This is a genomic window from Spirosoma knui (assembly GCF_054780635.1).
Genome location: NZ_BAAGVY010000001.1, coordinates 852655 through 878546, shown reverse-complemented (window position 1 = coordinate 878546; position 25892 = coordinate 852655). Strand labels below are relative to the sequence as shown.

Annotated in this window: 20 protein-coding genes; 7 read left to right on the top strand and 13 right to left on the bottom strand. The window is 49.9% G+C overall.

Annotated features, from left to right (window positions below):
• Window positions 1-154 precede the first annotated feature (154 nt).
• A complete protein-coding gene (locus ACYVIY_RS03575) occupies window positions 155-1444 on the top strand; it encodes a spinster family MFS transporter (protein ID WP_460974898.1) in 1290 nt (429 codons plus the stop codon).
• A 51-nt stretch (window positions 1445-1495) separates the two neighbouring features.
• A complete protein-coding gene (locus ACYVIY_RS03570; RefSeq protein ID WP_460974897.1) occupies window positions 1496-2800 on the top strand; it encodes a serine hydrolase domain-containing protein in 1305 nt (434 codons plus the stop codon).
• 79 nt (window positions 2801-2879) lie between these two features.
• Here ACYVIY_RS03570 and ACYVIY_RS03565 read toward each other — a convergent pair whose 3' ends face one another.
• The 3 genes from ACYVIY_RS03565 to fbaA all read right to left on the bottom strand — a co-directional run bounded on the left by ACYVIY_RS03565 (window position 2880) and on the right by fbaA (window position 8620).
• Window positions 2880-4010 carry an efflux RND transporter periplasmic adaptor subunit gene (locus tag ACYVIY_RS03565; protein WP_460974896.1) on the bottom strand — a complete coding sequence of 377 codons (1131 nt, stop codon included), beginning with the start codon at window positions 4008-4010 and terminating at the stop codon, window positions 2880-2882.
• Entirely contained in the window at window positions 3991-7305 is a 3315-nt protein-coding gene (locus ACYVIY_RS03560) for an efflux RND transporter permease subunit (protein ID WP_460974895.1), read from the bottom strand. The genes ACYVIY_RS03565 and ACYVIY_RS03560 overlap by 20 nt, the downstream gene beginning before the upstream one ends.
• 235 nt (window positions 7306-7540) lie before the next feature.
• Complete coding sequence (gene fbaA / locus ACYVIY_RS03555) at window positions 7541-8620, bottom strand: class II fructose-bisphosphate aldolase (protein WP_460974894.1); 1080 nt, start codon at window positions 8618-8620, stop codon at window positions 7541-7543.
• 140 nt (window positions 8621-8760) lie between these two features.
• Between fbaA and ACYVIY_RS03550 the strand changes: the two genes are divergently transcribed.
• From ACYVIY_RS03550 to ACYVIY_RS03540, 3 genes are all read left to right on the top strand, one after another.
• Window positions 8761-9402: a hypothetical protein gene (locus tag ACYVIY_RS03550; RefSeq protein WP_460974893.1), complete on the top strand. Its 642-nt coding sequence runs from the start codon at window positions 8761-8763 to the stop codon at window positions 9400-9402.
• Between the two features lie 69 nt (window positions 9403-9471).
• Window positions 9472-10284, top strand: a complete 813-nt coding sequence (locus ACYVIY_RS03545; protein ID WP_460974892.1) for a sugar phosphate isomerase/epimerase family protein — start codon at window positions 9472-9474, stop codon at window positions 10282-10284.
• Window positions 10285-10389: 105 nt separating this feature from the next.
• Complete coding sequence (locus ACYVIY_RS03540) at window positions 10390-11952, top strand: hypothetical protein (protein ID WP_460974891.1); 1563 nt, start codon at window positions 10390-10392, stop codon at window positions 11950-11952.
• Here the strand turns inward: ACYVIY_RS03540 and ACYVIY_RS03535 are convergent.
• Complete coding sequence (locus ACYVIY_RS03535) at window positions 11918-12151, bottom strand: DUF2905 domain-containing protein (RefSeq protein WP_460974889.1); 234 nt, start codon at window positions 12149-12151, stop codon at window positions 11918-11920. The two genes, ACYVIY_RS03540 and ACYVIY_RS03535, sit on opposite strands and share 35 nt — an antisense overlap.
• 523 nt (window positions 12152-12674) lie before the next feature.
• Between ACYVIY_RS03535 and ACYVIY_RS03530 the strand changes: the two genes are divergently transcribed.
• Entirely contained in the window at window positions 12675-14666 is a 1992-nt protein-coding gene (locus ACYVIY_RS03530; protein ID WP_460974888.1) for a DEAD/DEAH box helicase, read from the top strand.
• Between the two features lie 96 nt (window positions 14667-14762).
• Here ACYVIY_RS03530 and ACYVIY_RS03525 read toward each other — a convergent pair whose 3' ends face one another.
• The 3 genes from ACYVIY_RS03525 to apaG all read right to left on the bottom strand — a co-directional run bounded on the left by ACYVIY_RS03525 (window position 14763) and on the right by apaG (window position 17447).
• Complete coding sequence (locus tag ACYVIY_RS03525; RefSeq protein ID WP_460974887.1) at window positions 14763-16121, bottom strand: monooxygenase; 1359 nt, start codon at window positions 16119-16121, stop codon at window positions 14763-14765.
• A 54-nt stretch (window positions 16122-16175) separates the two neighbouring features.
• Window positions 16176-16958, bottom strand: a complete 783-nt coding sequence (locus ACYVIY_RS03520; protein ID WP_460974886.1) for an O-methyltransferase — start codon at window positions 16956-16958, stop codon at window positions 16176-16178.
• A 102-nt stretch (window positions 16959-17060) separates the two neighbouring features.
• A complete protein-coding gene (gene apaG / locus ACYVIY_RS03515) occupies window positions 17061-17447 on the bottom strand; it encodes a Co2+/Mg2+ efflux protein ApaG (protein WP_460974885.1) in 387 nt (128 codons plus the stop codon).
• A gap of 143 nt (window positions 17448-17590) precedes the next feature.
• On the opposite strand from apaG, the gene ung reads away from it, so the two are divergent.
• Window positions 17591-18256, top strand: coding sequence for a uracil-DNA glycosylase (gene ung / locus ACYVIY_RS03510; RefSeq protein ID WP_460974884.1), 666 nt, complete (start codon window positions 17591-17593; stop codon window positions 18254-18256).
• 104 nt (window positions 18257-18360) lie between these two features.
• Here ung and lepB read toward each other — a convergent pair whose 3' ends face one another.
• From lepB to ACYVIY_RS03480, 6 genes are all read right to left on the bottom strand, one after another.
• Window positions 18361-19533: a signal peptidase I gene (gene lepB / locus ACYVIY_RS03505; RefSeq protein WP_460974883.1), complete on the bottom strand. Its 1173-nt coding sequence runs from the start codon at window positions 19531-19533 to the stop codon at window positions 18361-18363.
• A gap of 110 nt (window positions 19534-19643) precedes the next feature.
• Window positions 19644-20384, bottom strand: a complete 741-nt coding sequence (dapB, locus tag ACYVIY_RS03500) for a 4-hydroxy-tetrahydrodipicolinate reductase (protein WP_460974882.1) — start codon at window positions 20382-20384, stop codon at window positions 19644-19646.
• A gap of 91 nt (window positions 20385-20475) precedes the next feature.
• Window positions 20476-21294, bottom strand: a complete 819-nt coding sequence (locus ACYVIY_RS03495; RefSeq protein WP_460974881.1) for a DUF5683 domain-containing protein — start codon at window positions 21292-21294, stop codon at window positions 20476-20478.
• Between the two features lie 68 nt (window positions 21295-21362).
• Entirely contained in the window at window positions 21363-22283 is a 921-nt protein-coding gene (locus ACYVIY_RS03490) for a ParB/RepB/Spo0J family partition protein (protein ID WP_460974880.1), read from the bottom strand.
• 88 nt (window positions 22284-22371) lie between these two features.
• On the bottom strand, window positions 22372-23154 hold the full coding sequence (locus ACYVIY_RS03485; RefSeq protein ID WP_460974879.1) for a ParA family protein: 783 nt from the start codon (window positions 23152-23154) through the stop codon (window positions 22372-22374).
• A 245-nt stretch (window positions 23155-23399) separates the two neighbouring features.
• Window positions 23400-25805, bottom strand: a complete 2406-nt coding sequence (locus tag ACYVIY_RS03480) for an ABC transporter permease (RefSeq protein ID WP_460974878.1) — start codon at window positions 25803-25805, stop codon at window positions 23400-23402.
• Between the last annotated feature and the right edge of the window lie 87 nt (window positions 25806-25892).

Genomic DNA, 25892 nt, shown 5'->3' with positions numbered 1-25892 from the left:
AAGAACCGTCAGCATTTTTATTCGTAACTCACGTTCAAATAAATGGTATTTGAATAGTCAATAGTTGCCATTCCCATTGGGCAAAATCAGGCAACAGTAAGTATTGGTTTTCAGTGACTTTTCTGGTTGCCCACTACATTTCACCTCTTCTTTCATGCAAACCAGGGAAGCTATCCGGAACGAGTCAGTTAGCAGCCTATATCGGAATTATGTGCTGGTCATGCTGACGCTGGTCTACGTATTTAACTTTGTTGATCGGCAACTCCTTGTTATTCTCCAGGAATCTATAAAGCAGGATCTGCAGTTGTCCGATACCCAATTGGGCTTACTCTCTGGATTTACGTTTGCTGTATTTTACGTTACTCTGGGTATTCCGATTGCCCGTTTTGCCGATAAAACGAACCGTAGAAACACCGTAGCCGTATCACTTGCCTTATGGAGTATAATGACGGCCTGTTCGGGTCTGGTCAGAAACTTTAGCCAGTTATTACTGGCCCGCATTGGCGTGGGTATTGGTGAGGCAGGCGGAAGCCCTCCCGCCCATGCCATGCTATCCGACTACTTCCCTCCCGAAAAGCGTTCGACTGCACTCTCTATTTATTCAACAGGTATCTACTTCGGGATATTAGTGGGGTTTCTGATGGGCGGTTATTTGAACCAGCATCTTGGCTGGCGAACTGCCTTTTATACTGTGGGCATACCGGGTGTTGTTTTTTCGGTGCTGGTGTACCTGACCGTGAAGGAGCCTCAGCGCGGAGCCACTGACACAGATAGAACGTTGGCTATCGAGTTGCCTTCGATACGTGAGGTGCTGAACCGGTTATATGCAACCAAAACCTTTGTTTACCTGGCGTTGGCCACAGGGCTGCACGTCTTTTGTATTTACGGTCTTAACAACTGGGCTCCCTCCTTTCTGATGCGGCTTCACGGCTTGAAAAATTCAGAAATAGGAGCTTTACTTGGGCCAATTTTCGGCCTTGGCGGGGCAGCAGGTTCATTCGCAGGTGGGCTTCTGACCGATCATTTTGGCAAAACCAATAAACAGCAGTACCTGAACATTCCGGCTTATGCGATTATAGCCTCTATTCCTTGTGCCGCAGGTGCTCTTTTTCTACAAAATACAACGGTTGCTATAATCTGCCTGGGGTTAACTGCGTCGCTTCAAAGTACGTATTTGGGCCCTTCGGTAGCCGTATCGCATAGCCTCGTTCCGGCGTCAATGCGTTCGCTCACCTCCGCTATATTGTTTTTTGTCCTGAATCTCATTGGCTTAGGCTTTGGCCCGTTGGTTGTCGGAATGATCAGCGATGGGTTGGCTCCGTCGCTAGGAGTTGAATCGCTACGCTGGGCCATGTCGATCATCATTCTTGTTAGTCTGGGATCAGTGGCCTTGTTTCTAATCTCGGCCAAAAAATTAGCGGCTGATCTGTCGTCGACAAGCTGAGTGTTCAATCCAGTTTCTGTACCCTTTCTTAAAATCCTTACCCTGCCTATCATGAACCGTTACGTACTTGTCCTATCCATCTTACTTACAACGATTACGTACCAGAACACAACTCAGGCTCAACCAACCGTTTTGATGGAAGCACCACCCGCAGCCGGTGGGTTTTCCGCAGCTCGACTCGCCCGTCTGGATGCCGGTATGCAGCACTGGGTTGACCAGAAATGGGTGAATGGTTCGGTAGTCCTGATAGCCCGTCACGGTAAAATCGTGTTTTACAAAGCACATGGATATAATGATCTGACCAGGAAAACGCCACTCGACAAAACCGGCATCTTTCGGGTCGCTTCGCAAACCAAAGCGCTTACCTGTGTGGCTATAATGATGCTCTGGGAAGAAGGAAAGTTTTCGCTGGACGATCCGATATCTAAATTCATTCCGTCCTTCGTCAATCAAAAGGTATTGGCTAGCTTCAACCCAAAGGATACCACATACACGACCATTCCGGCTAAACGACCTGTCACCATCCGCGATTTGCTTACGCACACGTCTGGTTTGGGGTATCCGTCGATTGGTAGCCCAGCCGAAAATGCCATTTATGCCAAAAACAACATGACCGGAGGGGTGGGCGTGAACGGTCAGAAACTTGCCGATGCGATGAACCGTCTGGGTAGCTTACCGCTCTTCTTTCAGCCCGGTGAACAATGGAGATATGGGCTGAGTATGGATGTGTTGGGCTACCTGATTGAGCTGTGGTCGGGTACGTCTCTGGAAGACTTTTTTCAGAAGCGGATCTGTCAGCCACTAGGCATGAAAGACACCTATTTCAATGTTCCTCCCGAAAAAGGCTCCCGGTTGGTCAACTTTTTTCAGGGCGATTCTACCGGAACGATACAAAAGCAAACATCCGTTTTTGGCGGAGCACTCGACATGAATTATCCACTCCAGAAGACCGATTATTTTTCGGGGGGTGGCGGCATGTCATCCACCGTTTATGATTACGCGATTTTCCTGCAGATGTTGCTAAATGGTGGCGAATATAAGGGTGTACGCCTGCTCGCCCGGAATACAGTACGGTTGATGACCATGAACCAAATTGGCGACCTCAACCCTAATGTCGGCGACCATGCCCGTGATAATGCATTCGGATTTGGCTTTTTGGTCATTTCCGAAAATGGCAGCAAGTTTACCCCTAGTCAGGTAGGTACGTATTCCTGGGGAGGTGTGTTTTCGACCTCTTATTGGGTCGACCCCAAAGAAGATATGCTAGTCTTAATATATCGGCAAATGTGGGGACCCTATGTTTCCAACACAGACAAAGCGTTCAAACCTTTGGTCTATCAGGCCATAAATGATTGATACAAAATAGGCGAGCCAACCCTTATAAAAGTCGGCTCGCCTATTTTAAACCCTACGTAAGCGGACTCGAAACGGTCCGCTATTTCTTTGTCGTAACGGGTGAGCCATCCCGGATTTCTTCGTTGGCCGATGCGATGATGGGGTCGCCTTCGTTTAGCTCGCCAAATATTTCTACTTTTTCGTCAGCTTCCAGCCCTTTTTTGATCGGCACCCACTCCGCCTTACCGTTCGTAACCTTAATTACAAAGACCCCGGTTGTCGAATTCACGACAGCTGATTTGGGCACTATCAACGTATTGCTTTTGGTTGGCAGCGGAACATTTACCTCAGCCACCATGCCGGGCAGCAGCTTCCGATCGTTGTTGAGTACGTCTACCTCTACCCGTTCCGAACGTAATCGTTTGTCCAGGGCACCCGCCTGACGTTTCACTTGCCCCGTAAATTTTTTCTCAGGAAATGCCTTAACGGTAAAGCTAATCTGATTATTCATGTCGACATAACCTGTGTAGGCTTCCGGTACAGAGATCACCAAGCGCAGCTTTTTTTGCTCCGTCAACACAAATAGCGGAAACTCGGACCCTTTGCCGGATGGCCCGATATAAGCACCCGTACTTGCATTACGTGCGCTAATGATACCGCTGAAAGGTGCCCGGATCTCGAGGTATTTCTTCAGATCGGACACTTCCCGATAAGCCGACTTTGCAGCCTCTAGCTGCGCTAAATCAGCGTTGCGTTTAGCAAGCGCCTGGTCGACATCATTTTTAGAAACGGCCCCCGAAAATTTACTCGCTTCCAGCACCCGATCATAGTTCGCTTTACTCGCAATCGAAAGTGCCTCCTGCGCTTTCAGCTTCGATTGGGCCGAGGACAACTGCGCACTCAGTTCAGGAGCTTCGGCCACCGCTAGCAGTTGCCCCTGTTTTACTTCGGAGCCTACGTCTACGTACATCGTTTTAATGAAGCCGCTGACCTTCGCGTAAATATCGACATCGCGGAAAGCAACTAACTCGCCGGGTACTTTCAGTGAAGACGCCAGTTTACCACGCTGTAATTGTATGACTTCTGTAGCAGCAGGCGCTTCGGCCTCAGATGCTTTAGCGGCCTCTTCTTTCCCTTCGGAAGAGTGGCAACTGGTTAGCGAACTGATAAGCAGGAAGCCCCCAACGGCGGTAAGCAGACTGTACACTGATTTATGGATTAACCGATTCATACGGTACTGGAATATAGTATTTACTTTCTTTGTCTTCAGGGTCAAGCGATACAGATTCGGTGGTGGCTTTACCCTGTACCCAGGCAAATACCAATGGCAGAATAAACAGGGCGGCAAAGGTTGAAGCCACCAGACCACCAATTACGGCCCGGCCCAGCGGAGCCGCCTGCGAACCGCCTTCGCCCAGCCCCGAAGCCATCGGAATCATTCCTACGACCATGGCTACGCTCGTCATGATAATTGGCCGCATACGTACCGAAGCCGCTTCTTTAGCCGCCAGTAAGGCGTTGCCATGCCGCATTCGTAACTCTTCGGCATTTGTAACCATCAAAACCGCATTGGAAATTGATACACCGACCGACATGATCATGCCCATGTACGATTGCAGGTTTAGCGTAGAGCCGGTCAGCATCAGTAAAACCAGCGAGCCAACCAACACGGCCGGTACGGTACATAGAACCACCAACGATACTTTAAATGACTGGAAGTTTGCCGCCAGCATCAGGAAGATCACCACAATAGCCGTCAACAAACCCGTTTGCAGACTGTCCAGCGTATCGATCAAGACCTGGGTTAAACCCTGCATTTTTACGGTTAATCCACGCGGTAGTTCACCCAGCGAATCAATGGCTTTCTGCACGTCACGGGCCGCCGTTCCTAAATCCATATCGTTCAGATTCGCCGTTACCGATAGCACCGGAATAGCGCCCACGTTATCATTTTCGCCGTAGGTCGTTCCTTTTTGCAGGGTGGCTACGTCACTCAAGACCGGCCGGTTTGCGTTCGACAGCACCGGAATCTCGCCCAGGTCGTTGATGCTGGTCATGTGATTCTCGGGAATTTGCACCTGTACGCTATAGCTCTGGCTCGATTTCGGATCAATCCAAACACTCTTCTCCGTATAACGTGACGACGACGTAGCCGCAATCAGCGAACGCGAAATGGCTGATATATCCGTTCCTAGCTGAGCCGCCCGCGTCCGGTCAATCGCTACGTTAATGGTAGGGTACTTTGTCGACTGACCGATTTGTACATCCCGCAGATACGGAATCTGCTGCAGTTTGGCAATTACCTTATTGGCATATTCTTCATTCTGCTTCTTGTTTTTTCCTGACAGCTTCACTTCAATCGGCGTCGGTGAACCCTGGCTGAGGATTTTATCGGTTAATTCAATCGGTTCGAAGGAGAGCTTAACATTGGGCAACGCCTGTTTCATGCTGGCTCTAAACCGATCTTTCAGCTCGTCCAGATCAACGTCGTAGCCTTCTTTCATACTCACCTGCAAAACGCCTTCCTGCGGTCCGGCCATAAACAGGTAAATTGGACTCGTCGAGAACTGAGCGCCGTGCATCCCAACCATGGCCGACGTAATCTCAATATTTTCTTTGCCAACGAGTTTGTTGAGTACATCAATGGTCTTGAGCATGGTCGCTTCGGTTTTTTCGAGCCGGGTCCCATCGGGGTTCCGTAAACGTACCTGAAACTGCTCGCCGTTCACTTTTGGCAATACGTCCCGACCGATCGACGTAATCAGCAGGAAAGCCACAGCTAACGAACCAATGACGTACACCAGGACAATGGGTCGCCGATACGGAATTGTCCGGTTGATAAACCGGACAAAACGCGCCCGAACCCGCTCGAAATAACTGATTTTACCATCGTGGTTTAGATCAAGCTCATGCGCCAGCACTTGCTTCTGATGCAGCACGTCGTTGGTCACGCCCTTTCCGTTTTTGGCAGTAGCTCCGTTGCCATTGGCTTTGATCAGATTTCCGTTCAGAGGCTCATGCGTAGCCGCTTTTCCATTGCTGACGGCGTGATGCCCTTTCATCATCCAGTTCGCCAGCACGGGAACGAGCGTCTGCGCCATCAGGTACGACGTAATCATCGAAAAGCCGATCGCTAATGCCAACGGTAGGAACAAGGCCCCTGGAATCCCATTCATGGTAAAAGCCGGTGCAAACACGGCCAGAATACAGAACAGAATCAGCAGTTTCGAAAAGGCAATTTCCTTACAGGCGTCCCAAATGGCTAAGGCTTTGGGTTTGCCCATATCCAGATGCTGGTGAATATTCTCAATCGTTACGGTCGACTCATCGACCAGAATACCAATCGCGAGTGACAGACCGCTTAGGGTCATAATATTGATCGTCTGGCCAAACAAGGACAGGAACAAAACGCCCGAGATGATACAGGTCGGAATGGTGATAATAACGATTAATGCACCCCGCCAGTCGCCCAGAAACAAAAGAACCATTAATCCGGTCAGGATAGCGCCAATGGCACCCTCAGTCATCAGACTTTTTACGGCGTTGATTACGTATACCGATTGGTCGAAGGTGTACGTCAGCTTTACGTCCTCTGGCAAAAGCGCCTGGAAGCGCGGCAAAGCGGCTTTCAAATTTTGTACGACCTCCCAGGTTGACGCGTCGGCGGACTTGGTAATCGGCAGGTATACCGACCGTTTTCCGTTCACCAGAACGTAACCCTGCGTAATGTCGGCCCCATCTTCAATCGACGCTACGTCTTTCAGGTACAGATTCTGAACACTGCCCGTATAGAGCGGAATGTTGCCGAAATCTTTGATGTTCTCGACGGTTGTGTTGGCCGGTGTAAAGTAGTTCAGGTCACCAATCCGCACGTTTCCGGCGGGCGTCGCCTGGTTGTTGATACGTAATGCAGCCACCAATTGGTCAGGTGTCAGGTTGTGCGACCGCATCAGATCCGGGTCGACCTTGATGACAATAGACCGGGAGTTGCCGCCAAACGGAGCCGGTGACACCAGACCAGGAATCGACGTAAAGCCGGAGCGTATATACACGTTCGCTAGGTCCTGCAGCTCGTTGTTGGTACGTATCGGGCTGCTCAACACCAACTGCCCAACCGGTAAGGTCGACGCATCGAAGCGTAGAATGAACGGCGGCTGCGAACCAGGCGGAAACGAAGACTGAGCCCGGTTCGCATAGGCCGATACCTCGGCGGCCGCCTGGGCCATGTTCGTACCTTCGTAGAACGACAGTTTCAGTAGGGTGATGCCCTGAATATTTTTGGTTTCAATACTCTTTACGCCCGATACGTAAAGCAATAGGTTCACGTACTGCTTCCCGAAAAACGACTCCATCTGGTTTGGGGTATACCCACCAAATGGCTGAGAAATATAGATAACCGGTAAGTTAAGATTCGGGAAAATGTCAATCTTGATAGTTCGGACGGCACCAATACCAAAAAAGAACAAGCTGGCTACTAAAACAAGAATAGTAATTGGCTTACGTAACGCAGATCGTATTAAATTCATAACTCGGCTGAGTCAGTTAAGTAGTTATACCTCAGTGCATTTACCTGATTTGCTTACTGAGCTAAGAGAAAAGTCAATTTTTTCCGGAATCCTTTACATTCAAAGGGAAACGCTTCTAAAAGTTACGCATTAATAGTCTGAAATCTGTTGATCTTGCTTCCGAATCGCCAATAAAAAAGTGCCGGGTTAGTACCCGGCACTCCTATAAATCAAGCTTGCTCCGTGATTGAATTGATTAAGCCAACCGGTTGATGCAGTTCAAATCTTCGAACGCTACTTTCAACCGTTGCACCATGCTCTCTTCACCTTTACGCAGCCACACGCGTGGATCGTAATATTTTTTGTTCGGCGAATCGGCACCTTCGGGGTTGCCCAGCTGCGATTGCAGGTAACCTTCTTTCGCTTTGTAATAGTTCAGAACACCTTCCCACATAGCCCACTGCATATCGGTGTCGAGGTTCATCTTCACCGCACCGTAGCGGATCGCTTCCCGGATTTCGTCGCGGCTTGAGCCCGACCCGCCGTGGAACACAAAATTCACGGGCAGTGGTCCGGTGCCAAATTTCTCCTGAATGTAGTTCTGCGAGTTATTCAGAATGATCGGCGACAGCTTCACGTTTCCAGGCTTGTAAACGCCGTGTACGTTACCGAACGCAGCCGCAATGGTGAAGTTCGGCGAGATCTTGCTCAGCTCTTCATACGCATAAGCAACTTCCGAAGGCTGGGTGTATAACTTAGAATCGTCAACGTCAGTGTTATCTACACCATCTTCTTCGCCACCAGTAACGCCCAATTCAATTTCCAGCGTCATGCCGATTTTGGCCATGCGCTCGAAGTATTTCGCACAGATTTCGATATTTTCTTCGAGCGGCTCTTCCGATAGGTCGAGCATGTGCGATGAGTACAGGGGCTTACCGGTTTGATCGAAATGCTTTTCGCCAGCGGCCAGCAAACCATCTATCCAGGGCAGCAGTTTCTTAGCGCAGTGGTCGGTATGCAAAATAACCGGTACGCCATACAATTCGGCTACATGATGAACGTGCAGTGCACCCGAAATCGACCCGGCAATGGCCGCCTGCTGCTTGTCGTTCGGCAGCGATTTTCCAGCGTAGAAAATACCACCACCATTTGAGAACTGAATGATTACGGGCGAGTTAACGGCTTTAGCCGTTTCCAACACGGCATTCACAGAGTCCGTACCGACAACATTGACGGCAGGCAGGGCATAATCATTTTCGTTGGCGTGGCGGAAAATTTCGGTGACGCCTTCGCCGGTTACAACGCCGGGGGCAAAACGAGTGGCTACTTCGCTCATAATTAGGGCTAATTTTGGATTCGTTCAAGAAATAATTCGATGGAAACCCGACCAACCGAATTATTTATTTTCGGTTAGCAAAGTTGGGGATATTATGGAAATATTGCTACTATCCCCCCACATAGAAAACAGTTTATGACATGCGCACGGTTCTACTCTTGATCACTATTGGTGTATTCTCATTCTCTCCCGCGTTTTCCCAGGTTAACTTTCCGGAGCTACCAGAGACAGATTATGCTGTTTATAGAACCATCATTAATTCGTTCAGCGATTGCATAAGTGAACAAGCCAAACATCGGCGTGGCGGATTACTGCTCCTAAAGAATACAACAGACACGATTAGTCAATATGGTTTTAACTTCGACTTCAAGAAACCAGAAAGGCAAATACGGCCTAAATCACAAACCGATAGCTTGCTAGACCAGACTGCCTGGAGATCTTTTATTCAGTCCGTTAGCCCCAGTCAATTTACGCAATACAGCATTAGTAATCGCCTTAAACCACGGTGCCGGGAAGTAGCCATCTGGACGACCGAGATGAATAAGGTTTATTTCGGCAAAAACGCCCCAAAACAAGGCTATTATGGATTGCGAAAAGACTACCAAAATTTCGACAGTATCATCAGCTTTTCTAAGGTCGTCTACTCAATAGATGGGGGCAAAGCCTTATGCTACTTTTCTGAAGTAAGTGATGGTCTTGCGGGGGCAGGTTACGTGGTTCTACTCGAAAAAGGGCAAAACGTCTGGAACGTCGTTAGCTATTTTATGCTATGGATTTCCTGAAGTGCTCTACCCTTTTTACCTATCACTTTTTGCAGCATCTTTGATTAACCAAACCAACCCTTAAATTCCTTGAAAACATTATTCTTCTGCCCAATGTGGGGAATGGAAAGCTTGTCGTATCCCGAAGCTGCCAAACGGGTCAAAGCCGCGGGTTACGACGGCATGGAAATCTCCGCCGGACCAGGCAAACGCAAGGAAGCCGTTCAGGTTATGCGCGACAACGGTTTAGACGTAGTCCTGATGGCATTCGGCGAGGGCAGTAACTTCGCCGAGCACAAACAGAAATACCGCGACGACCTGCTGGACATTGCTTCCCACAAACCCTCGTTCATCAACGCGCATACCGGCCACGACTACTTTACGTTCGAGCAGAACGCCGAACTGATTCAAACCGCGCTGGATGTTCAGAAGCAAACCGGCATTCGGATTCTCCACGAAACGCACCGGGGCCGCTTTTCATATAGTGCCCCCGCCATTCAGTATTACCTGCTCAAACTACCTGAGTTGCGACTCACGGCCGATTATTCGCACTGGGTCAACGTAGCCGAATCGTATCTCGCCGATCAATCCGACAACGTCAACCGGGCCATTGCCGTCAGTGACCACATTCACTGTCGCGTCGGTCAGCCTGAAGCGCCACAGGTCAGTGATCCACGTGCTCCGGAATGGAAAGACGCGTTGGAAACGCATGCCAAGTGGTGGGATGCCATTCGGGAGCGTCTGCAAAAAGCGAACGCCCCTACCCTAACCGTTACCTGTGAGTTTGGCCCGGCTCCCGGTTATCTGCCGACCATCCCGTACACGAATCAGCCCGTTGCCAGTCAGTGGGACATCAACGTGTTTATGAAAGACTTCCTGAAAAAACGGTGGCAAGACAAGTAACGTAGTACCGTCTAATCGTATGATTTTTGCTGAATACGTAGTGAAATCGATTCGGTACGGTAACGTATTGATAAATCCTGACGCGTAATTCGTAAATTTGGCTATATGCTTCGAATTCGTCACATACTTGGTCTGGTGCTTTTATTCGTTACGTTAGGCCCCGCTCTGGCCCAACTGGAACACTCGTTACGTATCGAAATTCCATCAGACCCCAACGAAGCCGAAGCCTTTGACGTAACGCCCCTCAACGAACACGGAGTTCTTGTCACGATTCGAACCGGTGGATTTTATGACAATTCGCCCGCTGAGTATACATTCCAGAAATTTGATACAAATCTGAAATCGCTCTGGCGCGTTGAGTACAAGCAGGATATTCGCTACCGGCCTTTGTTGTCGTACGAAAACGATCAGTACGTATACCACCTGTTCCGTGAATACGATACGGATAAATATCAATTCCTACGGCTGCACCTGGACGATGGGGTCATTGAAACGTTTGAGGGGCGTCTGCTCGACCAGTTTTCGATTCAGCAATTTAAGGTGATGGGCAACCGGGCGTTTGTGGGTGGCTACCATCACTCGCGGCCCGTAGTCATGGCATACTCGTTCTTTGATGGTTCCGCGAAAGTTCTGCCTGGTATGTACGTCAACCGCATGGAATTAAGCAGCCTGGAAATTGACGAAAGTCGTCAGGAAATAAACGTCCTGGTTCATTCCCTGAAACGTCACTGCAAGTTCCTGGTCAGAACGTATAACTACGACAACAAGCTCATCCGTACCATTGATTTCGACGGGGCCAGGAACAGCCTGATTTCGGGGAAGCTTCTGCCGGTCAACGAGCATGAATCGTTGCTGGTTGGGAATTACTCCACCGACTGCACGCCCTATTCGCAGGGTATCTACGTAACGCGCATCCGGCACGGCGAATCGGCGGATGCTTCGGCCGAAGCAGTCAACAACATTCAGTATATCGAGTTCTCGCAGCTCAAAAACTTCTTTAATTACATGAAGCCCCATCGGCAGCAGAAGCTGCTGGCTAAAGCGCAGAAGAAAAAAGAAGAAGGCAAGGATTATAAGTTTCATTACCGACTTCTGGTGCACGATCTTCAGCCCACCCCCGAAGGTCTGGTATTGGTGGCCGAAGTATATTACCCGCAGTATCGGGGCAGCACCCTTGCTTACGGAGGCTATTTACGCGGGGCCGACCGCTACGAAGGATTTCATTACACCCACGCCTTTGTTTGCGGCTTCGATAAAACCGGTACGCTGCTGTGGGACAACTGCCTACCCATTAAAGAACTGCTCAGCCCTGAATTAGCCGAGATGGTACAAATCTCCCAGCAGGGTGATCACATGGTGTTAGCTTACCCCAACGATGGCGAAATCACCACCGAAGTCATCCAAGGCAGCAAAGTCCTCAAAGAGACGGAAAAGTTCAAATTACAGACCAGCGCGGAGGATGAAAAAGTGACCTTCTCGGCGCAGGATAACTTACTGGCGTGGTACGATCGGCATTTTCTGGCCTGTGGCTTTCAGAAAATTGCTCCGTCTAAAAATTATACGAATCAGCGCGAGGTATTCTACCTGAATAAGCTGACTTATAGCGCCGAATCGACGAAGCCCAGTCGTAACGCTACGACCCGAAAAAACGACGGATCAGAACGATAATAACGTTCAGCAGAATACTGACAACAATGCACGTAACGATTGGGAAGTAAAACCCGCCCCCGTCTTTGCCTTCAATACGTATATCGCCCGGCAGCCTCCCCAGCCAGTTCAGTTTGTCTCCTAAAAAATATACGACTGCGCCAACAAGCACTAAAACCAGACCGGCCAGAATAATGTATTTTCCAACGGAAGAATTCATAACTCAAGTTAACGTAGCACTCCCAAATAACACGAAGCCACTCCCATAGGTTTGCCTAAAAAGGGCCTTTAATCACGGATAGGCTGAATAGCCCAGGGTTTGGCAGGTCAGATGCGTTTTCTAAAATAAATGCAATTTTAATTAAGCCCTACTTGCATATTTACAAGCTTATGCGTACTTTTGTACCAGAATTTTACAAGCGACATCCGTCGTATCTCTGTTTCTCTCCTTTTACACGCTGAGTTAGGTCTAACAGAGCCAGTACGGATGTACAGATGGGTTTTCTGTGTGGACGCTCTTGTATAGAGCAATAGCGCGTGGGCTAATCATCAATCGGTCATACCGACATTTCGGTATATTGTCTTGTCACCTTTAGTAGGTTGGGCCGGGTCACCAAAGTGGTTTGGTGGTCCTTGTTGGGTCGTTTGGGCAATCGTTGGTTGGGCAATTCCTGCAGTATCGCGCCGTTCACAGGCACATTCTCGTCTTCGCTTGGATGGTTTATTTATCATTTTTCCAAGTAATGAAAACGAACAACACAAACACTGACGAACAGGACAATGTTCTGGACGTAAATCAAGTTGCAACGGATAACGCCAATGATGGCAATAACCCCGTTGATGTAGAGAATACCAGCCTTGAAGCAGCAACTCCCGCTGACGCACCAAAGGCCGCTGATCCAAACCAACTTTTGTTCTCCAACCTCGACATCTCCGACGAGCTGTTGCAGGCGGTTACTGATATGGGGTTTGTTAGCCCTTCACCCATCCAGGCTGAAGCGATCCCCCCGATTCTGGCTGGCCGTGACGTAATTGGTCAGGCTCAGACCGGTACCGGTAAGACAGCCGCATTCGGTATTCCGGCACTCGAGCTAATCGACGTGCAGGACCGCTCGGTGCAAACGCTTGTCCTTTGCCCGACGCGTGAATTAGCGCTTCAGGTAGCGGATGAGATCAAGAAATTAGCGAAGTATAAGCGCGGTATCCGTATTGAAGCCATCTACGGTGGCGATTCGATTGACCGGCAGATTCGCTCGTTGAAAAGCGGTGTGCATATCGTTATTGGTACGCCAGGCCGGGTTATGGACCACATGGAACGTAACACGCTGAAGCTGGCCAACGTGAAGATGATGATTCTTGACGAAGCCGACGAAATGCTGGATATGGGCTTCCGCGAAGATATCGAAAGCATTCTGGATGAGATGCCCGAAGAGCGGCAAACGATACTGTTCTCGGCTACGATGTCGAAGCCGATCATGCAGATCACGCAGAAGTTCCAGAAAGACCCTGTGTTGGTGAAGGTGGTAAAGAAAGAACTGACTAACACCAACATTGAGCAGGTATATTTTGAAGTGAAGCCGAAGGCGAAAGTTGAGGTAATGTGCCGTCTGATCGACATGTATGACCTTAAACTGCTGCTCGTTTTCTGTAACACGAAACGGAAGGTCGATGAGATTGTCGAAGACCTCCAAATCCGGGGCTACCAGGCCGAAGGTTTGCACGGCGATCTGCGTCAGGCACAGCGGAACAACGTAATGAGCAAGTTCCGCGCGGGTACAACCAGCATTCTGGTTGCAACCGACGTAGCCGCCCGTGGTATCGACGTTGACGATGTCGACGCGGTGATCAACTTCGACATTCCGCTCGACGAAGAATATTACGTACACCGCATCGGCCGGACAGGCCGCGCGGGTAAATCAGGCCGGGCCTTCTCCATGGTGGGCCGGGATGAGAAATACCGCTTCCGCGAAATTCAGTCGTATACGAAAGTACGGGTTGAAAAAGGGGTAATTCCGTCGTTCGAAGACATCGTAGGCGTTCGGAAAGCCCGCTTCATCGAGCAGATTCAGCAGACGATTCAGGACAGTCAGGACCTTAACCTGTACGAAGACATGCTGAACCAGTTACACCACGCTGGCTTCTCGACCGAACAGATTGTAGCCGCATTGGTGAAACGCAGCATGGGTCTTGAGAAAAACGAGTTCGCTGAGCAGAACCTGGGTCTCGAAGACGACCGTCGGCGTGAGCGGGGTGACCGCTTCGGCGACCGCAATGATCGGGGCCGTGGTGGTGACCGCTTCGAAGACCGTCGGGGCTCTCGCTTTGGCGACCGTGATCGCAACGACCGGGGCAGTTCTCGCTTTGGCGACAGCGACCGTGGTTCACGTTTCGGGGATCGCGACCGCAACGACCGGGGTCCGCGCTTCGGACGTGGCGACGGACCGGATCGTGAACGTAGCGACCGGGGTAAGTTTGAGCGTGCTCCGCGCGAACGCGATGCCAACATGACCCGTTTGATGGTAACGATTGGCCGTAAGGACTTTGTCCGCCCTGGCGACATCGTTGGTGCCATTGCCGGTGAAGCGAATATTCCGGGCAGCAGCATCGGTAGCATTGATATCTTCGACAAGTTTACGTACGTAGACGTGCCAAAAGATATGGCTAACGTGGTTCTCGATGCAATGGAAGGCAACACCATTAAAGGCCGCAGGGTAAACGTAGAAGTAGCTCGGTAATTCAGATTTCGAATTATCCGATTCAATAGATTGATATGCCAAGAGCCGACCACTTAGGTCGGCTCTTGGCGTTTATGGCTGGAATCAGGATATTTTTTAGTCCTCGTAGTAATAGCCAAAGATGATTCCCATCTCATCTTCGCTGGTCAAACCAAAGTTTACTGGCTTATTTGTGGTGTTATTATATGTAATTTCTGAAGTAAGTCCTTCGCCTTTTTTTAATTCGATCGGCGTTTTAAACGTAACAATATCGGGATGAGCCCAGTCCGTGGACGTGTAGATTGTTTCGCCATCCCGGGCTCCCCCTTTGATCTTAATAACAAATTTCTCACCCAGCCTATGCATGTGCGACGTCAGGGTCAGAATCTTACGTGGTTTACTGACCGTGAACGTTTTCGTGAGCGTTACCCGCTTATTGGCCGGAATATCAAGATCCGTATTGCTTAGATCGAGCGTTTGCACCAGTATAGTCACTTTGGACTTATCGACCGAATACAGGTTGATTTGAGCCTCGCCTTTCATCACCGCATCAGTCTTATTAACGTAGTGTGAATTGAGATCCAGCGAAGCACCCGCTGGTATCAGCAAAGCCGCCCCTTCCGGAAACGTATAGTCCTGGTATTGTGCCTGCGAGCCCGCCAGATACACGTGGTTCGACATGCTTAGCGCTGTCAGCAAATTCAACGAATTATCTGCATTACGCAGATCACGGACATCATTCAATCCAGGCAAAAGATTTTTATTTCGAAAATCGTAGGCCACAAAGTGATGGCTTCCACTCCGCATGTTTATCTCATACCGGTTAACGTACAGGTCCTGCGTATTGCCTACCAGTTTACGCGTAAACAGCTCGCGCTCGAACTTGGGCGGAATGTCAAACGCGGCAATGTTCATCTGAAACCCAGCCCCCGCGGCCGGGGCGGGTAGCGGCTCAAACGGAGTCGATGTAGTCGTTTTGTCATCCAGCAATTTCGCATCCGCGACACGACCTGTTTTAGGTGCCCCCGCTTCAATCCACCGCCGAACAAACTCGACTTGCCCATCCGATAACGGATTCCCACCCAGTGGCATCGGATTGCCGTACTGCTTTCCGCTATGGTGGTTTTGGGCAACGCTCAATTTGTGGTAAAGCAAACTCTCCAGAGAAGCAAAGGGCTTAACCCGCTTCAGGCCATCCGCTTTGGCAGCACTATTTTTAGGCTCAGCTTCAACCAGGTTTTGGTACGCTACCCCAGCGGCTAATACAAGACCGTGCTGAAGAAAATCAGCATCTTTTTCAGAAGCATGGCAACCCGACGTAGCGCAGGAAGGCGTTAAAATCCGCTGCTGAATCAGATCGAACGAGGCCATCGCATCGGGATCATCGACAGCCGTACCCGATTTTTGGCAGGCACTTAACGAAAAGGCAAGAGCAAGCGCGCTTAAACCGAAGCGTGTTACGTTGTAAGGGTTCATGCAGGAATCTGCTTAAAAGTTCCTGAAAGATAACGAATTAGCCCTACAATCTTTTTAGAACTGCAACACAAAATCCTGCCTGGGTTGCTCTTTGCGGAAGAACACCAACCCCACCCAAAACAAATCAACCGTTACGCTAACGGCCGGATGCCGCTGAATATACGCCCAAGCCTGTTCCATCTCGGCCGACCAGTGAATATCGTCAAAGATGAAAACTGTATCGTTATGGATGTTCAACAGACAGGTTTCGAAATAGCGAATGGTCGGCTCGTACCGATGGTTGGCATCGAAGAAGGCCAGATCGATTGGTTTCGAAAGTGCCTTAACCTGCGCGGGCAACGTATCGTCAATGTTCCCGACTACGGTCGTTACGTGGTGCAGCGCTAACTGAGCAAAATTCTGCTGCGCAATAGCAGCTGTTGCCGGGCATCCCTCAAACGTCAGCACCTGACCCGCCGTACGTTTGGTAGCTTCGCCCAGATAGGCCGTGGTTAACCCCAGCGACGTACCCAAATCAAGAACGGTTTTCGCCTGGAATCGGTCGACAAGTCGGAACAACAACCGACCAAAGCGAGTCGGTTTCTGAGAATGACGAGCAATGTCACGAATCGTTCGCTGTCGCGACGGGTTTACCTTCGAACCCGCCCCGTAATCAGTGATGGCTATTGTCTGTGGATTCTTACGTAATTGTTTACGTAATGCACGCAGTGGCGCAAAGGCAGGCTCGCGCCGATTGTCCTTCCGAATAACCTGACAGTATAAGGCAAATAAGAACGGAGAGTGAAGCGAATGTTCGTCGCGGGCACGACTTAAGTAGCGAAGATAAGCAAGAAGCATTGGCAATGAACGATGACTCGTAACCGGCGCAGAGCCAAAGGCGCTACGCTGTCGGGCATCATTCAAAATAAGGTGAAGGCCGATTGATCAGCGCTTACTAAATTAATTCAACCGGTACGGCACAACCATCGTAAACTCGGGGATGGTTACGCGAACCTGTTTTCCGTCGATAATGCGTTCGACGAGGTAGGTACCGGCCATTTTGCCCATGCTTGAGCGCAAGTTACAGCCCGATACGTATTCGTGAACTTCACCGGGCTCCAGCACCGGCTGCAGACCAACTACCCCTTCGCCTTCGACCTCCCGGACGGTACCGTTTGAATCAAAGATCATCCAATGGCGCCGGAGCAACTGGATAGTGTAATCGCTGGCATTTTCGATCGTGATTCGGTACGTGAACACGTAGTGCGCCTGGAGCGGACTGGAGTAGTCCGACTGGTATTCTGTTTTCACGCTTACCTTTACACCTTCTGTGACTGACGAAACCATAAATTCAGTGTCGTTTGCAACCTTAGAACGAAAATTAAGTTGATTAGTTTTGTTACGCAAGAACCACTTTCAAAAAATTTTCGGGGAGTGGATTCCGGCGTTTATGGGCCTATAATGCCGAATCATTACGATCAGTTCCCCGCATGAAAGTATCTATCGAAGAATCGTGGCAGTCGCGACTACAGCCGGAGTTCGACAAGCCTTATTTTCGCCAGTTAGCCGAATTTTTACGGCAAGAATACAGTACACAACGGGTTTACCCCCCGGGTCGTCTGATGTTTAATGCCTTCAATGCATGCAAATTCGACGATACCCGCGTCGTCATTCTGGGGCAGGACCCGTACCACGGCGAAGGGCAGGCGAATGGGCTCGCGTTTTCCGTTGCCGATGGGATTACCAAACCGCCCTCACTGGTCAACATTTTTAAAGAAATTCAGGATGACTTAGGTAAACCGGTTCCTAAATCCGGAAACCTGGAACGCTGGGCTAGTCAGGGTGTTATGTTGCTCAACGCCACGCTCACCGTGCGGGCCGGGCAGGCTGGTTCGCACCAGGGCAAAGGCTGGGAGACCTTTACCGACGAGGTTATTAAACTGATCTCGGATGAGAAAGAGCATGTCGTTTTTATGCTCTGGGGCGCTTATGCCCAAAAGAAGGGGGCCGTTATCGACGGTAAGAAACACCTGATCCTGAAATCGAAACACCCGTCACCCATGGCCGCACAATGGGGTGGGTGGTTCGGCAACAAGCACTTTAGCCAGGCCAACGAGTACCTGATCAGCAAAGGACTGGCTCCGATTGAGTGGTAAAGTTGCAAAGGAGGAACGGGAAGAGGGGGACCAAAGGGAGAAGGTGCTGAGTATGAAGCTCCCTTTATTCCCTTTCGTCCCCCTCTTCCCTTTACTCCTACTCCTTAATCAATCGTCCGGAACAGGCGGTTCCAGCGAATTTTATTCCAGATGTTGGCCGGGTTCGGATCGAGCGACATCCACACGAACACCGCCTTACCAACGATGTGATCTTCGGGTACAAACCCCCAGAAACGTGAGTCCAACGAGTTATCGCGGTTGTCGCCCATCATGAAGTAATAATCCTGTTTGAAGGTATACGACGTAACAGGCTGTCCGCCAATTTTAACACTGGTCGGCGTTAGCTCAACATTTTCATTTCCTTCGTACAGTTCGATCACCGGACCATATAAGGCAATCGTTTGTTGATTGATTTGAATGGTAGCGCCTTTTTTGGGGATTGTAATCGGCCCGAAATTATCGTGATTCCATTTGAATGTTGGCGTTCCGTAGATACCGGGCGACATCTCACCGGGTGTGTCGGCCATGGGTTCAATGCCTTTTACCCAATCAAACTGCTTGAACTTAGCAATTACGTCTTCGGTCGTGTTGACGCTGTAGCCAACCATCGCCGACGTTTTAGTCGAATCGTTGTACTGCTCCAGCGGCTTCCAGTTCTCCGTTGGCTGGCTGGGGTCCCGGTAATCGTTAACGATATCATACTTACGGAAGAAGTTTGCGTCGAGCACCTCCGTTGTTTTTATGAAATACTTCTGTTCTGAACGGGGCGGCTTGGCAAAGGGCTTGCCATTTACAAAGACTTCACGCTGCCGTACTTCCAGCACATCGCCCGGAATACCGATGCACCGCTTGATGTAATTCGTTTTCAAATCGACGGGATAGTCAATGTTGTCGTTCAGGTACTTAGGCGGTACGTTGAACACCACTACGTCTCCGTTCTTCACGTGAGTAAAACCCGGCAGCCGGTACGAGGGCAGTTGAATCGCCGTACTATACGACGGAATATTCGTACCCCAGATCTTTTGGTGGGTCAGCGGCACCTGCAAAGGTGTCCGGGGTGTCCGGGTACCGTAATGTAGCTTGCTCACGAACAGAAAATCGCCAACCATCAGGCTATTCTCCATCGAGGGCGTCGGAATTGTAAACGCTTCCATAAACAGCCAGCGAATCAAGGTCGCGGCCACAACGGCGAACAAAATAGAGTCAAACCACTCGCGGAAGGCTGACTTTTGCGGCTTAGCCGGGTTCTGAGCGGCTCTGATTTTTACTTCTGACACGGTATCTTAAACAGTAAATGACAAATGATAAACGAGCGCTGACGAAGACGTAACGAAATGCGAAGTTACGAAAGATGAGTGGCTGATTAACAACCATTCATCACTATCGCTTATCGTTCATCATTCCCCAGCAGGTCATCCATACCAAATACACCCTCACGACCGGCAATCCATTCGGCGGCAATTACAGCGCCCAGTGCGAACCCCTGACGGCTGTGAGCCACGTGGGCAATCTCGATTCGGTCGACATCCGACTCGTACCGTACTACGTGGGTCCCCGGCACAGCTCCTTCCCGAAGCGACTCGATTTCAACGGCGTCGATTGAGTTAATACGGGCACTGTCAGCCTCTTTGCTCTCCCAACGTTGCTTGGTTGGCAAGTGTTCTACGATACCTTCGGCCAACGTAATGGCCGTACCACTGGGCGCATCCTTCTTTTCGGTATGATGAATCTCCGTCATCGATACGTGGTACGACGGGTAATTCCGCATAAACTGAGCCAGCGTTTTATTTAGCCGGAAAAACAGATTTACGCCAATGCTGTAGTTCGACGCGTAGAAAAAAGCGCCCTTCTTCTCCAGGCAGGCCTTCTCAACTTCCGGCCGGTGACTTAGCCAACCGGTCGTTCCACAAACAACTGGCCAGCCTCGTTCAAAGCAGTACATGATATTTTCAACGGCGGACTCGGGCGAACTGAACTCGATGACTGCATCGACGCCGTCTGTTTTTAAAGCAAGCAACTCGTCACGATTATCGGCATCGATCCGACCAACAATCTGGTGACCGCGGTCAAGAGCAATCTTTTCGATTGTCTTACCCATTTTGCCATACCCTAATAGAAGAATGTTCATAGTTAAAATCGAGGAAGAAGGGAGGCAAAACAATCCCAGTTACATTGGGCAAACGGTTTCGCCCCGCTTCTCTACTTCATTGATCAATAAATCATTTAAACGTGAAAGCAACGCGAATACCAGGCACAAATCCTGTACCCGGCATGGGCAATACGTTCGGCTCAACCCGCATCGAGATGTCGTCGGTCAGATCGAATGTTTTTAAATGCGCGGCTACGTTTGCTTCTACAATATTAAGGCCCCATAAGGCAGCCGATAGAAGAATATTCAAATCGCGGTAACGACGGTACGTATCGTACGCGTTTTTGGCGCCCGCCGTTGAACGATAAATGAAATCACCAATCTGCACTTCAGTTACCTTTTCACCAGGAATTGTTACCTCTTTAAATATTGCTTTTGGAACAGTAGCCGGCGGTTCAATAACAGTCTGCTTTGGGAGACCGTACAACAATAATCTATAGCCATTGGCGGCTTCATTAGCCAGCCCCCGGTATTTGACGAACAGATAGCCCATTACGCCGAAACCGGCATAAATGAAGGGTATTTTGTAATACTGTCGATTGTAGGCTTGCCCCCACCCTGGCAATACCAGCGAGTGCAGCGTCGCTTTTTTAGGAATAATTTTATGGATTCGGTCCTGTTGTCTACTCGTTAGGCGAACCGTATCGGTCCTGACCGAGCTACTGTCGTCTAGCGTCAGCTCAGACGAGCCAACCCGAATCGGCGCGGCAGTCTGATTGCCGGGTTGCGCGGAAGCGGGTATTGAATCGAGGGCAGTACGTGCTTGTTTGGTCGAATCAGTAGCTTGTGGCGTTGGGGCCGGTGCAATGGCCGGTTGCTGAGCGAAGAGCAGGCAGGTCGGCAGCATCACCAGAAAAACGACAGCAAAGAGGTTCATGAGTGATCTCATACCTCTATAACGGTCAACGTATCTTTGACTCGCCCACTGGGCTCTCTCTTTAAGATACTTTAACACGATCAGGCCTGTGAGTTCAGCACCTCTAAGATCTTAGCCAGTTCTTCTTGCGAGGTGAACGGTATTTTGATTTCGCCTTTGTGCTTCTCGTCGGCTTTAATGGAAACTTTAGTACCAAACAACGACGACAGCTTAAACTGAAGGCTGCGCATTTCCTGCTTGGGAAGCGTAACACGACGGCTCGTGGCGGGTTCGTCCAGCTCATCGGACAGGTTACGTACCGCTTCCTCTACTTTCCGTACCGACCATTCTTCGTCAACCGCCCGGTTGAAGAGCCGAATCTGGGAATCAGGGTTTTCGATGTTGATGATGGCCCGGGCGTGCCCCATCGAAATTTTATTGTCGCGCAAAGCCGCCTGAATTACGGGCGGTAACTTGAGCAGTCGAATGTAATTATTGACAGTCGTGCGGTTTTTACCAACGCGTTCGCCTAATTCTTCCTGCTTTAGGCTGCACTCCGTGATGAGCCGCTGATAGCTAAGCGCAATTTCGATCGAGTTCAGGTTTTCACGCTGAATGTTCTCGATCAGGGCCATTTCCAGCATTTGCTGGTCGTTCGCCGTACGAACGTAAGCCGGAATGGTCGTTAAGCCAATCAGTTTCGACGCTTGCAGACGCCGTTCACCCGAAATAAGCTGATAGCGGTCTTTACCGAGTTGCCGAACTGTAATCGGTTGAATGATTCCCTGTACGCGAATGGATTCGGCAAGCTCCTGAAGAGCCTCTTCGTCGAAGCGGGTTCGCGGCTGAAACGGGTTCGTTTCGATCAGCGACAAACCGATTTCGGTCATCGTACTGATTGATTCGAACGGAGATGTTTTTGTTTGCCGGTTCACCGCTTCGCTGTCATGCAGCAAGGCACCTAAGCCACGGCCCAATCCAATCATCTTCTTATTTGGTGCTTTGGTGTTCGCGTTTTCCATACGAAAAGGTCATTTTTGTCATTAATCGTCAAGTGTAATCATTTGCTATCTCGCGACCGTCATGACCACTAATGACAACGAATGACGTTTAAGCCTCCTGTGGCATCAAGCCGTTTTTAATCAGAATTTCGCGGGCCAGATTCAGGTAACTAACCGCTCCCTTACTGTCGGCGTCCTGCGCCAGTGCTGGCACACCAAAACTGGGAGACTCGCTCAATCGGATATTACGCGGAATAATGGTGCTAAAGACCATCTGCTGAAAATGGGTCGTTACTTCGCCCACTACCTGATTCGACAAACGCACGCGCAGGTCGTACATCGTCAACAAAATACCTTCAATGGCCAGATGTGTGTTCAGGCGCGACTGAATGATCTTGATGGTGTTGAGCAGTTTACCCAGTCCCTCCAGCGCAAAATATTCGCATTGCACCGGAATAATGACCGAGTCGGCAGCCGTTAAGCTGTTGATCGTAATCAGCCCCAGCGAAGGAGAGCAGTCAATGATAATGAAGTCGTAGGCGTCACGTATGCTATCCAGCGCGTTCTTCATTTTATCCTCCCGATTCTGGAGGTTGATCATTTCGATTTCAGCCCCGACCAGGTCGATATGCGATGGCAACAGATCCAGATTCGGAAAGTCCGTCTGGATAATTGCATCGTGGGGACGTACGCCCTCAACCATACACTCGTAAATGCTGTTCTCGATTTCTTTTGGATTGTAACCCAGCCCCGACGTAGAGTTCGCCTGAGGGTCCGCGTCAACAATGAGCGTCTGAAATTCGAGGGCGGCCAAGCTGGCGGCCAAATTAATTGTTGTCGTAGTTTTACCGACGCCCCCTTTTTGGTTGGCGATAGCAATGACTTTACCCATGGGTCTGTGCGTTGCAGTCCCAAATATGCCGGATAGTTTTCACGAATCCAAGACTGTTCCACGGAATGTTCCACAAATAAAAATCCAGGGTTCACGAATAGCAACGAATATGAGCTGAACCATCTTGGAAGTGAACAAGGGATTTATGTAAGTACCAACCAATTACCAAGTTTTTCGATAGACTATCGCTTTTCGTTTAGCTATTGGATCGGCCTTCAACTGGTATTGCTCACGTATTACGTTTATCACTCTGTCCGCAGGCTTTGGGCTGGATTACGCAGAGCTGCCTTCATGGATTCATAGCCGACCGTAAGCAACGTAATGAATACGGCCAGGAGGATCGTTAATCCAAACACCCACCACCCTACGTTGATTCGGTAAGCATAGCCTTGTAGCCAGCCATTCATCAGAAACCAGCCGATTGGAGCTGCCAGAACGAACCCGATTGCAATCAGTTTACCAAATTCACGACCGAACAGCCACAGGAGTTGACGTACCGTAGCGCCCAGTATTTTCCGAACGCCGATTTCCTTTGTTTTCGCTTCTGCCATGAACGTAATCAGCCCGTAGAGACCCAGACATCCGATCAGTATGGCCAGGAGGGCAAACACCTCGGCTAAGCCCAACAGAATACGTTCGGTAAGGTAAAATTCAGCAACCAGGTCGTCGACAAAACTCGACTTGAATACGTGCTCAGGAAACAGTTTATTCCAGCTCGCTTCAACAGCTTTAGTCATTGCTGGCAGATTGGCAGGGCTAACTTTTAACGCAGCCATGTGATTCTCACTTGGATAGTTAAGCAAAACCATTGGCTGAATACCCATGCGCAAGCCCGTCGTGTGAAAGTCTCGCACAACGCCGATTATCGTTTCATCCCGGCCCCAGATCCGCAATCGTTTACCCAGAATATCACCGGACGAGCGCAAGCCCAATTGCTTCACCATGGTTTCGTTAACAATCGCTTCCCGGTTTGTCGTGTCATCGTTGCGAAAGTTATGCCCCGCCAACAAACGCAATCCGAACAGCGATACGTACCGTGTATCGCCAATCTTCACTACGGCTGGAAATTTTTCGGCTATGGTATGCGTATCGAACGTAAAGGGCACTGGCATTCTCGCCTGAGCAGCTGGTGGTTCGGCGCCCAGGGCAACTTGCTCAACACCTGGCACCTGACCCAGCTGCTCACGTATTGTTTGCTGCTTGATCGGATTGGTCGTCGGCACGGGTACTATTAAAACTGCGTCTTTCGAAAAACCCAGATCCGCCTGTCGCATATGACGTACCTGGGCTATCATGACAATGACGCCAATGATAAAGAGTTGCGTAATGAAAAATTGAATAATTACCAGCCCCCGTCGAACCCGCACGCTGCCTACCTGCTGTGTTGTTAGACGCCCCCGCAGAGCAGCCACGGGGTTGAAACGAGCCAGCACCAGCGACGGATACAGGCCGGCCAGCAGAATTACTCCAACAACCAATCCGCTAAACCAAACTAAAGACCGTGGCCAAAACACATCAAGTATCGACAGGTCAGCGTTCAGTACGGCCAGCGACTTGTTTAACAGAGGTAAGCTTAGTTGAGCCAGTACCAGCGCCACGACAACAGCGGCCAATGCCACGATCGATGTTTCAATCATAAACTGCGCAATGAGCTGCCAGCGCGTGCTGCCTACCGTTTTACGCACCCCGACTTCTTTAGACCGGTTCAGAGCCTGTGCCGTGGCGAGGTTAATGAAATTGATACACGAAGCCGCAACGAGAAATAAGCCAACAACAATCAAGGCATACAATATAGGACGGGGTGTACGACCGCCATATTGAGGATTGTGATCCAGCTCTCCTAGGGGCAAGGCATGAAATTCCAGTTTCTTAGCCTCTTCGGAACTCATGTACTTTCGCTGGATAGCCGGGAACGTATTGGTCAGTTGCTCCGGCGATGTCCCTTCGCGCAACGTAACAAAACACATGGTTCTAACATCACCCCAGTGCTGCATGTCCGCTTTACCACCCGCGCCGAGAACCACCGGAATAGTGCTGTACGAAATCAGCACCTCATACCTTAGCTTCGTGTTGGAGGGTGGCGTATCGATAAGTCCGGTTACGGTCAGATTAGTCTGGTTATCATACCGTAAAACGCGACCTAAAGGATTCACATCCCCGAAGTATTTTTGAGCGTACCGTTTCGACAAAACCACCGTATTAGGCGACGCGAGTGCCGTTGTTCGGTTGCCCTCCAGCCACTTGACGTCAAAAATGTCAAAGAATTGGGGCTCAGTAAAGCAAAGGATACGTGACTCCTCAAACTTCTTCGAAAAGCCTCCTTTCCCATCCGGAACACTCAGAATTCGACCGAACAGGTTGTCGAGCCGAACCGCACTTTCTACAAATGGATAATCCTGTCTCAATACCTCGCCGAGCGGCCGGGGCGTAGCGTCGGTAGGCATAACGTTTTCGTGGCGTATATCTGTGACGATCCAATACGTTCGGTCCGCTTTAGCGTGGTATCGATCAAAGCTGAACAAATAGCTAACAAGCAGAAAAAGGACAAGTCCCCCCGCCAGACCGATGGCTAGTCCGCCAATACTAATTATGCTCACCTTACGGTTACGCCATAAATTACGCTTACTAATGGTCAGGTAATTACGCCACATAGTGCTTAGCTTTAGACAGAGCCTGTTTGTCCATCCCTTATTTGTGGTCTAAAACTAATGGAAATAATATATAAGAATCAAATATAT

Coding starts and splice junctions, on each gene's coding strand:
- ACYVIY_RS03485 (WP_460974879.1), bottom strand. CDS start 23,154: ATGGGTAAAGTCATTGCTATCGCCAACCAAAAAGGGGGCGTCGGTAAA.
- ACYVIY_RS03575 (WP_460974898.1), top strand. CDS start 155: ATGCAAACCAGGGAAGCTATCCGGAACGAGTCAGTTAGCAGCCTATAT.
- ACYVIY_RS03495 (WP_460974881.1), bottom strand. CDS start 21,294: ATGAGATCACTCATGAACCTCTTTGCTGTCGTTTTTCTGGTGATGCTG.
- ACYVIY_RS03490 (WP_460974880.1), bottom strand. CDS start 22,283: ATGGAAAACGCGAACACCAAAGCACCAAATAAGAAGATGATTGGATTG.
- ACYVIY_RS03480 (WP_460974878.1), bottom strand. CDS start 25,805: ATGTGGCGTAATTACCTGACCATTAGTAAGCGTAATTTATGGCGTAAC.
- fbaA (WP_460974894.1), bottom strand. CDS start 8,620: ATGAGCGAAGTAGCCACTCGTTTTGCCCCCGGCGTTGTAACCGGCGAA.
- ACYVIY_RS03535 (WP_460974889.1), bottom strand. CDS start 12,151: ATGAATTCTTCCGTTGGAAAATACATTATTCTGGCCGGTCTGGTTTTA.
- ung (WP_460974884.1), top strand. CDS start 17,591: ATGAAAGTATCTATCGAAGAATCGTGGCAGTCGCGACTACAGCCGGAG.
- ACYVIY_RS03565 (WP_460974896.1), bottom strand. CDS start 4,010: ATGAATCGGTTAATCCATAAATCAGTGTACAGTCTGCTTACCGCCGTT.
- ACYVIY_RS03530 (WP_460974888.1), top strand. CDS start 12,675: ATGAAAACGAACAACACAAACACTGACGAACAGGACAATGTTCTGGAC.
- ACYVIY_RS03550 (WP_460974893.1), top strand. CDS start 8,761: ATGCGCACGGTTCTACTCTTGATCACTATTGGTGTATTCTCATTCTCT.
- ACYVIY_RS03540 (WP_460974891.1), top strand. CDS start 10,390: ATGCTTCGAATTCGTCACATACTTGGTCTGGTGCTTTTATTCGTTACG.
- dapB (WP_460974882.1), bottom strand. CDS start 20,384: ATGAACATTCTTCTATTAGGGTATGGCAAAATGGGTAAGACAATCGAA.
- ACYVIY_RS03570 (WP_460974897.1), top strand. CDS start 1,496: ATGAACCGTTACGTACTTGTCCTATCCATCTTACTTACAACGATTACG.
- apaG (WP_460974885.1), bottom strand. CDS start 17,447: ATGGTTTCGTCAGTCACAGAAGGTGTAAAGGTAAGCGTGAAAACAGAA.
- ACYVIY_RS03525 (WP_460974887.1), bottom strand. CDS start 16,121: ATGAACCCTTACAACGTAACACGCTTCGGTTTAAGCGCGCTTGCTCTT.
- ACYVIY_RS03560 (WP_460974895.1), bottom strand. CDS start 7,305: ATGAATTTAATACGATCTGCGTTACGTAAGCCAATTACTATTCTTGTT.
- ACYVIY_RS03520 (WP_460974886.1), bottom strand. CDS start 16,958: ATGCTTCTTGCTTATCTTCGCTACTTAAGTCGTGCCCGCGACGAACAT.